Origin of the sequence: Luteibacter aegosomaticola, assembly GCF_023078475.1 — a bacterium.
Classification (GTDB): domain Bacteria; phylum Pseudomonadota; class Gammaproteobacteria; order Xanthomonadales; family Rhodanobacteraceae; genus Luteibacter; species Luteibacter aegosomaticola.
Genome location: NZ_CP095741.1, coordinates 4,640,689 through 4,651,301, shown reverse-complemented (window position 1 = coordinate 4,651,301; position 10,613 = coordinate 4,640,689). Strand labels below are relative to the sequence as shown.

Here is a 10,613-nt window from a genome sequence, read left to right as displayed (position 1 = left end):
CGCTTGGCCCCGCCGCCTGATCCGGGCCACAATGGAAGGGTTTCCCGGTCGATACCGGACCCCCTCCAGGCAAAAGGCTCGCCCCATGTCCAACTCGCCCAAGATCATCTACACGCTTACCGACGAAGCGCCGTTCCTGGCCACCGCGTCGTTCCTCCCGATCGTCGAAGCTTTCGCCGGCGCCGCTGGCGTGGCTGTCGAGACCCGCGACATCTCGCTCGCCGGCCGCATCCTGGCCCAGTTCCCGGATCGCCTGACCGACGCCCAGCGCGTAGGCGACCACCTGACTGAACTCGGCGAGCTGGCTACCACGCCGGAAGCCAACATCATCAAGCTGCCGAACATCAGCGCCTCCGTGCCGCAGATGAAGGCCGCGATCAAGGAATTGCAGGCCCAGGGCTACGACCTGCCGGATTACGTCGATGCTCCGTCGACCGACGCCGACAAGGACACCAACGCTCGCTACGGCAAGGCCATGGGTAGCGCCGTGAATCCGGTGCTGCGCGAAGGCAACTCCGACCGCCGCGCTCCGCTCTCGGTGAAGAACTACGCCCGCAAGCACCCGCACCGCATGGGCAAGTGGTCGCCCGAATCGAAGTCGCATGTGTCGCACATGGATGGCGGCGATTTCTACGGCAGCGAGAAGTCGGCCACGATCGAAAAGGCCGGCAGCCTGCGCATCGAGTTCACCGGCAAGGATGGTGCGACGAAGGTGCTGAAGGAAAAGGTCGCCGTGAAGGCCGGCGAGATCGTCGATGCCGCCGTGATGAGCAAGAACAAGCTCGCCGCGTTCATTACCGCGCAGATTGAAGATGCGAAGGCAAAGGGCGTGCTGTTCTCGCTGCACCTCAAGGCCACCATGATGAAGGTCTCCGACCCCATCATGTTCGGTATCGCCGTGCGTGAGTTCTATAAGGACGTGTTGGCCAAGCACGCCGACGCGCTGAAGCAGGTGGGTTTCGATGCCAACAACGGCATCGGCGACCTGTATGCCCGCCTCGACAAGCTCGACGCCGCCACGCGTGCAGCGATCGAAGCCGACCTGAAGGCCGAGTACGGCCATCGCCCGGCGCTGGCCATGGTGAATTCCGACAAGGGCATCACCAACCTGCACGTGCCCAGCGACGTCATCATCGACGCGTCGATGCCGGCGATGATCCGCGACAGCGGCGGCATGTGGAACGCCGAAGGCAAGCTGCAGGATGCCAAGGCCGTGATCCCGGATCGCAGCTACGCTGGCGTCTACGCCGTGGTGATCGAGGATTGCATCGCGAACGGTGCGTTCGATCCGGCGACCATGGGCAGCGTGCCGAACGTGGGCCTCATGGCGCAGAAGGCCGAAGAGTACGGTTCGCACGACAAGACCTTCCAGATCCCGGCCGATGGCAGCGTGCGCGTCGTGGCCGAGGACGGCAGCGTCGTGTTCGAGCACGCGGTGGAGCAGGGCGATATCTGGCGCATGTGCCAGACCAAGGACGCGCCGATCCAGGATTGGGTGAAGTTGGCCGTGCAGCGTGCGCGCCTGTCGAACACGCCGGCGGTGTTCTGGCTCGACAAGCACCGTGCGCACGATGCGCAGGTGATTGCCAAGGTCGAGCGCTATCTCAAGGATCACGATACCTCGGGCCTCGACCTGCGCATCCTCGCACCGGAAGAAGCGACGAAGTTCTCGCTGGAGCGTATCCGCAAGGGCCAGGACACCATTTCGGTGACGGGCAACGTGCTGCGTGACTACCTCACCGACCTGTTCCCGATCATGGAGCTCGGCACCTCGGCCAAGATGCTTTCGATCGTGCCGCTCATGGCTGGCGGCGGCCTGTTCGAGACCGGCGCTGGCGGTTCGGCACCGAAGCACGTGCAGCAGTTCGTGGAAGAGGATTACCTGCGCTGGGATTCGCTGGGTGAATTCCTGGCCCTGGCGGCCTCGCTGGAGCACCTGGCCGAGCGCTACGACAACAAGCACGCTCGCGTGCTGGCGAAGACGCTGGATCAGGCCAACGGCCGCTTCCTCGACAGCAACAAGTCGCCTGCCCGCAAGGTCGGTGAGATCGACAACCGCGGCAGCCACTTCTACCTGGCGATGTACTGGGCCGAAGCCCTCGCCGCGCAGGATGACGATGCCGACCTGAAGGCGAAGTTTGCCCCGGTGGCGAAGGCGCTTTCGGAAGGCGAGGCGAAGATCGTGGGCGAGCTCAATGGCGCCCAGGGCAAGCACGTCGAGATCAAGGGCTACTACCACCCGGACATGTTGCTGGTCAGCGCGGCCATGCGCCCGAGCGCGTCGTTCAACGCCGTGATCGACGGCCTGCGTCGCTAACGCAGGCCGCGCCCATCGCGCGCAAGCGCGCTCCTACAAGAGCCAAAGCCCCTTGTAGGAGCGTGCTTGCACGCGATCCCCTCATCGCCCGATAGTCCGCACCCCCCAAGCCTCAGGCAGCTGCTCGAGTACGAAGCGGCCGACGATCTCATGGACCCGCGTCGTGGGATGCACAAGATCCCAGAACACGTTCCGGTGCTGGTCGCAGTCCTCGCGCATGGCGGGGAACGTGGCGTACGTCGAGAACGGGTTCGATCCAGGGATGAGCGCAAGGCAGCTGCGCGCCGCATCGATCATGCCATGTCGCTTCGGATCGTCCACGACTTCGTCGAAAAGCGAAGCTACATCCACCAGCGTGATATCCATGCTGGTCTCCTTCCTGGCGCGCTCGGCGAACGTGGGTAGCGCCTCGTTATAGAGTCGCGCTCTATCGCGCAGCAATACGGCCTTGTCGCCGGCATGATGGAAGTTCGGTGCCTTCGAGAGGTCCGGCATGTTGAGCATTACCAGCTTCTTCGCCCCGAACTCGCTCAGCTTCCTGAGCGCACGCCATTGCGTTTCCAGGGTCTCAAGAACGAAATCGGGATCGGTGCGTTCCGTTTCCATGAAGTCGTTCGCCCCGATCCACACCGTGAAAAGCGTGCGCGACGGGTCATAGTCGATGCCATCCATGTAGCGGATGAACGAGTCCACCTGATCGGAGAGCCCCTTCACGATTACGTTGGAGTGCTCGGTCTGGGCACCACCATTCGCCCATGTGGTGAGGTTCAGGCCAGTCGCGCTGGCGAGGTACTCGGTCCACACGCGGCCATTGCTGAAGCGGCCAAGAAGCCAGCCCCCATGGTTGGGGAACGTCCAGAGCGATTCGTTGTACGCGTTACCCGTGTCGCTCAGGCTGTCGCCAAAGGCAACGATGCGCTCGACGGCCTGGCCCCGCCGGCTGGCGATCTCGCCGCGATGCCAGAAGGCGTGGTTGTAGCTGTTGCCATCGTTCGCGGTCCAGCCAAGGACCTCGCCCACGTCGTCGAGCGTCGCCAACGTCTTCTCGCAGGCCTCCTGCAGTTCCTCGGGTTCAAGGCCGGTGTAGAAGAGGTTCTGGGTGGTTACGATGCCATTGTTGGCCCATGTGCCTTGTACGCCGAAGTCCTCGGCGTAAACGTGGCGGGTGGTCAGGTTCGGCACGTTCTCGCCCGCCACGCGATACCAGCAGCGGAGGTCCGCTTTGCGTAGGGGCGCATCGGCCAGTGCGGCCTGCTCCTGTGCGGGGGTATCCACTGACATGGGGAGCGTCAGCGCCACTACGCCGGCGAGGATCGTGCGGCGCAAGTATTCCTTGATCGTCATGTGATGTCCTTATCTTGCGTCATGTCATCGTGCTGGCTGGCAGGTGCCGTTGGATTCGTTCGGGCAACGGATCCCCCATGCCCGCGACGTGGCCTCCAGTGCCCAGCCGGCCATCAGCGCATGCATGCGCGTGGTCGGGTGTAGCGTGTCCCAGAACAGGTTGGTACTTGGATCGCAGGCGCTGCGAAGCGGATGCGCGGTCATGTAGTTTGTCGCGGTTTCGGCATCGATCTTCAGGCAGCTGTCGGTGACGTTGGTAAAGCCGAATTTGCGCGGCGTGGCGAGCACCTCGTTGAAACGCGCCGCGCCATCGAGCAGCTCGATCCTGGCCGGGGTTCCGCTGGCCAGGCGTTTCGCCATGCGGCCAAGTTCGTGGTTATAGATCGCGACACGCTTGAACACATCGCCCGCATCTTTACGGCCCATGCGGAAGGTGGGTGCGCTCGACAGGTCGGGTAGTGTCACAAGCAGGATGTGGCGCGCGCCCGCGTCGATCAGGCGGCGGATGGCAGCTTCTTCGGATCTGGCCACTTCTTCGCCGGTCTTGCCGTCGTTGACGAAATCGTTGCCGCCGATGAGGAAGGTGAACATCGTCTTCGACGGGTCGTAGTCACGGGCGTGCTTTGCATAGTCCAGGAAGGACTCCACCTGGCTGCCAATGCCGCGTAGCGCACCCAGATACACGTCCGTGGCCTGGGCACCGCCGACGGCCCAGGTGTTCAGCGGCAGGCCGGTGCGTGCGGCGAGGTATTCGACCCAGGTGGAACCGTTGGTGAAGTGGCCCGTGTGCCATGAACTGCCGGGCAGCTTCCACTGCGATTCATTGAACATGTTGCCGGTGTCGGTCAGGCTGTCGCCAAACGCCACGATGCGCTCGAGGGGCTGGCCGGAACGCGGCGGCTCGTTGAACCATATCTCGTGGTTGTAGCTGCGCTTACCGTCAGCCACGCGGATCATGGCCGGGCCGGCGGCGTCGGGTGCCTTTGCCACGGCGGCGGCGCATGCCGCCCGTACGTCGTTGGGCGACGCGTCGGTGTAGAACATGCTGCGCGAGGGCATGACGCTGCCACCGCCCCAGTAGCCCGGCAACTTATCGTCGGGCTGTACGTGGTTTGTTGCCGTCCCGGCGGGATCACTGGCCAGGCGGTAATAGCAGCGAAGCTGCGTGGTGGTTTCGGCAGCGAGCGAGGTGCCAGCTGCGGCCATGGCGGCCAGTGCCAAAGCGGTGCGGAGAAAGCGTTGCTTGTGCTTCACGAGAACAATCCATGTCGTGCCGGACATTCCGGCACGACATGATCGGGGGCACGCGCGGTGTGCTCTGTCGGCGTTAGCCGAGGCGTGATGTCGGCCAATGCCGACGGCGACCCAGGCATTGGCCGGGTGCACCGTCGGCACGTCACTGAGGCCTAGTCCGCGCTGGCCTGTGACAGGGAAGCAAGTTCCGCCGGTGTAAGCGCCAGGGCCGTGGACGCGGCGATATCGTTCAGCTGTTCAACCGTGGTCGCACTCGCAATGGCGGCGGCGATCGACGGCTGCGCCATGACCCACGCCAGCGACACCTGCGCCGGCGTGACGCCGTGCGCTTCGGCGACCTGATCGAGTGCCGCGAGCACGCGCATGCCGCGCTCATTGAGGTACGCCTTCACCTTCGGCGCCCGCGCCTTGCTCTTGGCCAGGTCGGCCTCGCTGCGGTACTTGCCGCTGAGGAAGCCGCTCGCGAGCGAGTAGTAGCTGATGACGCCGACGTTCTGTTCCACGCAGAGCGGCTGCAGGCCTTCTTCGAAGGCCTTGCGATCCATCAGGTTGTATTCCGGCTGCATGGATTCATAGCGGGCGAGGCCTTTGGCTTCGCTCGTCTTCAGCGCATCGGCGAAACGCGCAGCGCTGTAGTTCGACGCGCCAATGACACGTACCTTGCCGGCCTTCACCAGATCATCGAGCGCGCGCAGCGTCTCTTCCAGCGGAACCTTGGGGTCGTCCGCATGCGCCTGGTAGAGGTCGATGTAGTCCGTCTGCAGGCGGCGCAGCGAATCTTCCACGGCTTCGCGGATGTTGGTCGGCGAGAGGCCTGGGTAGCGCGGCCACTTGGCGACCTTGGTAGCGATCACTACCTTGTCGCGCTTGCCACTCTGTTGGAGCCAGCGGCCGATGATGGCCTCGGATTCGCCGCCTTCGTTGCCTTCGACCCACGCGGAGTACACGTCGGCCGTGTCGATCAGGTTGAAGCCGTGATCGACGAACGCGTCCAGCAACTCGAAGGAGCGCGCCTCGTCGGCGCTCCAGCCGAATACGTTGCCACCAAAGGCCAGGGGTGCGACCTGCAACGACGAGCGGCCGAGGTTACGTAGCTTCATGCGTGGGTCTCCAGAGGGCGAAAGTCCCATGATGACCCACGCAAGGTGGCAGGCACGTCAACCGCGACGATGAGCCTCAGCAGCAGGCAGCGTCAGGGTTGCAGCAGCCCACGGGGACCTTGAGGGATGAGGCCTCTGCCTGACGCTTCCGTGGCTTGGAGGTATCGCTCGCAAGCGCGCTCCTGGCAGGGCTTGCTACCCCGCGGTCGGCGTCGGGGCCGCCGAGTGCCAGGATCAGTTCCTTGTTCACGATGTGGCCGTGCATGAAAGCCAGGCCGGTAAAGATTGAAGCCATGACACCCCTCCTCGTCGGACCGCCCAGCCGCAGGTTGCTGCGACTTGTAGATGGCTAAAGGTTGGACTTCCCGCGCCCCGTGAAAAAGCGATATGTTTGCAACCCGGACTTGAGGGAAATTCACGTGTCCCGTCTTCCGCTCGGGCTTTTGCAGGGGTTCGTGCTCGTCGCCAGGACGGGCAAGCTGGCGCGCGCCGCCGAGCAGTTGAACCTGACCGTCAGCGCGCTCAGCCACCAGATCCGCAACCTGGAGGAGCGCCTCGGCCGCTCCCTGTTCGATCGCGGCCCGCGCGGCGTGACCCTGACCGCCGATGGCGCCAACCTGCTCGAGGCCATTGGCCACCACTTCGAGGGGATCGAGCATGCGCTCGGCCGTTTCCAGGGCCGGCATCAGGATTCGGTGACGCTCAGTACCTTGCCTTCGGTAGCGTCCAGCTGGCTGGTCCCGCGCCTGCCCAAGCTGGTGGCCGCCCATCCCGAGATCGAGCTGAGCCTGCATTCCCAGGTGGGCCTGGTCGATTTCGACCGCGAGCCGGCGATCGATGCCGCGTTCCGCTATGGCCTGGGTGCCTGGCCGCGCACGAAGGCCGAGCGCCTGTTCGGCGAATTCATCGTCCCCATCGCCAGCCCCTCGCTGGTCCGCAAGATGGGTGGCCTGCCCGATACCTCGTTGAAGGGCTGGCCGCTGCTGGGTGACCCCTCGGGCCGGTGGAACGACTGGGCCGAGCAATTTGGCATGCCGCTGCCCTCCCGCTATGTGGCTCGGTTCGATAACACCGAGCATCTCCAGCGCGCCGTGCTCGAGGGCCTGGGCGTGGCGCTGGGCCGCCTCGTCATGGCCCGCTCGTTGATCGAATGCGGCGCGCTGACGGTGTTGTGCAAGGAGCGGATGCGCGTGACCGAGGCCTATTACCTCGTCTATCCCAAGCGCTCCGAGTCGCATGGGGGCTTTGCCCGCCTGCGTGAATGGCTGCTGGCCGAGGCTTCCGAATACGAGGCCGGCATTGCCGAAAACTGGCCACTCCCGGCTTGACCCTTTTGCGCTGCGGCGCGACAATTAACCGGCTCCCCGGGCTGGTCTCGCCGGGCAGCACCCTCCTTAGCTTATCCAGGCATATGGACGTTTACCCTAGTACACGCGCCGGCTCCCGCACGCTTCGGGTTCCGGCGTTCGAAAACCACATCGCCCGCGGCGACCGTACCCGGTCGGCCGGCGCTTTCTCCTACTAGGGAAAGTCCGGCTCTCCTCGTCGGTAGCCGTGAGCTACCGTTATTCGAGGATTGAGCCATGAATCTCCAGCTCGACAAGACCACCCCGCGCATGTTCGGGCGCCGTCTCGCATTCGCACTCGCCCGCCGCCGCAACGCCGCTCAGCCGGCCAAGCGCACGATCACCGTGCCGCGTTCGCTCGACGTGGTTGAAAGCGTTCTGAAACCGCTGGACGGCAAACTGCCGCAATCATGAACAGCGACATAGACACTACGACGCCGCTCTCGCGGTCCATCGTCACATCCAACCAGAATCCCGTACGTCGGCCCCGAGCCGGCGCGCCTGCTTTCGGCTAACCGCGGCCGCAAGCCGCTCGCGCCCATCGGTCCCCTCTGCGGACAGGTAGCGAGCCATGAAGATCCACACCTCGCCGGCGAGTGTCGCCGCAAAAACCTTTACCAACGCGACTGCCGACGCTTTCCGTCCGGCGGATGAGCTGCTGCGCGCGCTGGATTCCCGCATCGATGGCCTCGACGAAGAAGCCATCGCCGAGCGCCTCGATCGCGATGGCGTGAACGAGGTAGGGCACGAGAAGCCGCCGCACTGGTCGATCCAGCTGCTGCATGCCTTCAAAAACCCGTTCATCATCGTGTTGCTGGTGCTCGCGGTGGTGCAGCTGTTCACCGACGATGATTTCACTGGCCCGACCATCATCGCAGTGATGGTCGGCATCAGCGTGCTGCTGTCGTTCACCCAGGAGTACCGTTCCTCGCAGGCGGCCGAAAAGCTGAAGGCGATGGTGCGCAATACCGCGTCCGTCACGCGGCGCGCCGAAGATGGCCACGCCGAGCGTATCGAAGTGCCGGTCGAAGAACTCGTGGTGGGCGACATCGTCCATCTCGGCGCCGGCGACATGATCCCGGCCGACCTTCGCCTGATCACGGCGAAGGATCTCTTCATCTCGCAGGCCATCCTCACCGGTGAATCCATCCCGGTGGAAAAGGCCGCGCCTCATGGGGCCTCCGCCAGCGAAAGCGGTGGTCCCCTCGACCTGCCCACCGTTTGCTACATGGGCACCAACGTGGTTTCGGGCACCGCCACCGCGGTGGTGCTTGCCACGGGCGCGCGTACCTACCTGGGTTCGCTGGCGCGCACGCTGTCCGGCGAGCGCGTGCAGACGAGCTTCGACAAGGGCATTTCCTCGGTTAGCTGGCTGCTGATCCGCTTCATGGCGGTGATGGTGCCGATCGTTTTCGTCATCAACGGCTTCGATAAGCACGATTGGCTCGAAGCCTTCATGTTCGGCCTCTCGGTCGCCGTGGGCCTCACGCCGGAGATGTTGCCGCTGATCGTTACCGCCAACCTGGGCAAGGGCGCCATCGCCATGTCCAAGCGCAAGGTGGTGGTGAAGCGCCTCAACGCCATCCAGAACTTCGGTGCTATGGACGTGCTGTGCACGGACAAGACCGGCACGCTCACCCTCGACAAGATCGTGCTCGAGCGCCACGTCGATCTCGACGGCGATGATTCCGACGAGGCCCTGGAATGGGGTTACCTCAACAGCCGCTTCCAGACGGGTCTGCGCAACCTCATGGACAAGGCGGTGCTCACCCACCGCGATCTGGAAACCATCGCGCACCGTTTCCGCATCGTCGATGAGATCCCGTTCGACTTCCAGCGCCGCCGCATGTCGGTGGTGGTCACCGATGGCGAGTACGAGCAGCTGGTGATCTGCAAGGGCGCCGTGGAAGAAATGCTCGCCATCTGCACCGAGGCGCGCATTGGCGGCGTTGTCGAGCCGATGACCGAAGAGAAGCGTGCCGAGATCCGCGCGATGACCCGCCGCCTCAACGAGGATGGCCTGCGCGTGTTGGTCGTGGCCGTGCGCCGCGACCCGATCGCCGAGCGCGCCTATGGCGTGGCCGACGAATCGGGCCTCACCGCCGTGGGCTGCCTGGCCTTCCTCGACCCGCCGAAGGATTCAGCCGCCACCGCCATCCGCGCGCTGAACCATCACGGTGTCGCGGTGAAGGTGATCACGGGCGATAACGAGGCCGTGACCAAGAAGATCTGCGCGGAAGTGGGCCTGGATATCGCGGGCACCGCGCTAGGCCGCGATATCGAACTGCTGGACGATGACGCGCTGGATGCCATGGTGGACACCACCACCATCTTCGCGAAGATGTCGCCGGTGCAGAAGGCGCGCGTGGTCAAGGCGTTGCAGCGCAAGGGCCATACCGTGGGCTTCCTCGGCGATGGCATCAACGACGCACCGGCACTCCGCGATGCGGACGTGGGCATCTCGGTGGATACCGCCACCGATATCGCCAAGGAATCGGCGGACATCATCCTGCTCGAAAAGAACCTCATGGTGCTGGAGGAGGGCGTCCTTGAAGGCCGCGTCACCTTCGGCAACATCATGAAGTACATCAAGATGACCGCCAGCTCGAACTTCGGCAACGTGTTCAGCGTGCTGGTGGCGAGTGCTTTCCTGCCGTTCCTGCCCATGCTGCCGCTGCAGATCCTGGTGCAGAACCTGCTGTACGACCTGTCGCAGCTGTCCATCCCGTTCGATCGCATGGACGAGGAATACCTGCGCACGCCGCGCAAGTGGGATGCCGGTGACATTGGCCGCTTCATGGTCTGGATCGGCCCGGTCAGCTCGGTGTTCGACATCACGACGTTCTGGCTGATGTGGCATGTGTTCGGTGCCCACGACGTGGCCCACCAGTCGCTGTTCCAGTCGGGCTGGTTCATCGAAGGCCTGCTCTCGCAGACCCTGGTGGTTCACATGATCCGTACCCGTCGCATCCCGTTCCTGCGCAGCGTGGCTTCCGCGCCGGTGCTGGCACTGACGGGCGTGATCATGGTCATCGGCATCCTCATCCCGTTCTCCGGGCTGGGCGCGCGCATCGGCATGGTGCCCCTGCCGGGTGCGTACTTCGGCTGGCTGGCGCTCACGCTGGTGTCGTACTGCGTACTCACCCAGCTGGTGAAGACGCTCTACATCCGCCGCTACAACCGCTGGCTCTAAGCCAGCGGGCCAGTTCCCAGCTCTTGTAGGAGCGCGCTTGCGCGCGATCGGTGCTCGCG

Annotated in this window: 8 protein-coding genes; 4 read left to right on the top strand and 4 right to left on the bottom strand. The window is 64.4% G+C overall.

All coding sequences use genetic code 11. The features are described 5' to 3' along the window. Positions 1 to 85 precede the first annotated feature (85 nt). A complete protein-coding gene (locus L2Y96_RS20910) occupies positions 86 to 2,317 on the top strand; it encodes an NADP-dependent isocitrate dehydrogenase (RefSeq protein WP_247330125.1) in 2,232 nt (743 codons plus the stop codon). Positions 2,318 to 2,398: 81 nt separating this feature from the next. Here L2Y96_RS20910 and L2Y96_RS20905 read toward each other — a convergent pair whose 3' ends face one another. The 4 genes from L2Y96_RS20905 to L2Y96_RS20890 form a co-directional block, all read right to left on the bottom strand. Next, a complete protein-coding gene (locus tag L2Y96_RS20905; RefSeq protein ID WP_247330124.1) occupies positions 2,399 to 3,661 on the bottom strand; it encodes an SGNH/GDSL hydrolase family protein in 1,263 nt (420 codons plus the stop codon). A 24-nt stretch (positions 3,662 to 3,685) separates the two neighbouring features. Further along, complete coding sequence (locus tag L2Y96_RS20900) at positions 3,686 to 4,915, bottom strand: SGNH/GDSL hydrolase family protein (protein WP_247330122.1); 1,230 nt, start codon at positions 4,913 to 4,915, stop codon at positions 3,686 to 3,688. 152 nt (positions 4,916 to 5,067) lie between these two features. Beyond that, positions 5,068 to 6,015, bottom strand: coding sequence for an aldo/keto reductase (locus tag L2Y96_RS20895; RefSeq protein WP_247330121.1), 948 nt, complete (start codon positions 6,013 to 6,015; stop codon positions 5,068 to 5,070). Positions 6,016 to 6,091: 76 nt separating this feature from the next. Further along, positions 6,092 to 6,310 carry a hypothetical protein gene (locus L2Y96_RS20890; protein WP_247330119.1) on the bottom strand — a complete coding sequence of 73 codons (219 nt, stop codon included), beginning with the start codon at positions 6,308 to 6,310 and terminating at the stop codon, positions 6,092 to 6,094. Between the two features lie 124 nt (positions 6,311 to 6,434). Here L2Y96_RS20890 and L2Y96_RS20885 point away from each other — a divergent pair, with 124 nt between their 5' ends. The 3 genes from L2Y96_RS20885 (at position 6,435) to mgtA (ending at position 10,554) form a co-directional block, all read left to right on the top strand. Continuing rightward, positions 6,435 to 7,343 carry a LysR substrate-binding domain-containing protein gene (locus L2Y96_RS20885; protein ID WP_247330117.1) on the top strand — a complete coding sequence of 303 codons (909 nt, stop codon included), beginning with the start codon at positions 6,435 to 6,437 and terminating at the stop codon, positions 7,341 to 7,343. Between the two features lie 255 nt (positions 7,344 to 7,598). Then, a complete protein-coding gene (locus L2Y96_RS20880; protein WP_247330115.1) occupies positions 7,599 to 7,775 on the top strand; it encodes a hypothetical protein in 177 nt (58 codons plus the stop codon). A 157-nt stretch (positions 7,776 to 7,932) separates the two neighbouring features. Beyond that, entirely contained in the window at positions 7,933 to 10,554 is a 2,622-nt protein-coding gene (gene mgtA / locus L2Y96_RS20875) for a magnesium-translocating P-type ATPase (RefSeq protein ID WP_247330113.1), read from the top strand. Positions 10,555 to 10,613: the final 59 nt, after the last annotated feature.

Excerpts from the sequence above, each read along its gene's own strand:
- L2Y96_RS20880 (WP_247330115.1), top strand. The coding sequence starts at position 7,599 with ATGAATCTCCAGCTCGACAAGACCACCCCGCGCATGTTCGGGCGCCGT.
- L2Y96_RS20895 (WP_247330121.1), bottom strand. The coding sequence starts at position 6,015 with ATGAAGCTACGTAACCTCGGCCGCTCGTCGTTGCAGGTCGCACCCCTG.
- L2Y96_RS20910 (WP_247330125.1), top strand. The coding sequence starts at position 86 with ATGTCCAACTCGCCCAAGATCATCTACACGCTTACCGACGAAGCGCCG.
- L2Y96_RS20905 (WP_247330124.1), bottom strand. The coding sequence starts at position 3,661 with ATGACGATCAAGGAATACTTGCGCCGCACGATCCTCGCCGGCGTAGTG.
- L2Y96_RS20890 (WP_247330119.1), bottom strand. The coding sequence starts at position 6,310 with ATGGCTTCAATCTTTACCGGCCTGGCTTTCATGCACGGCCACATCGTG.
- mgtA (WP_247330113.1), top strand. The coding sequence starts at position 7,933 with ATGAAGATCCACACCTCGCCGGCGAGTGTCGCCGCAAAAACCTTTACC.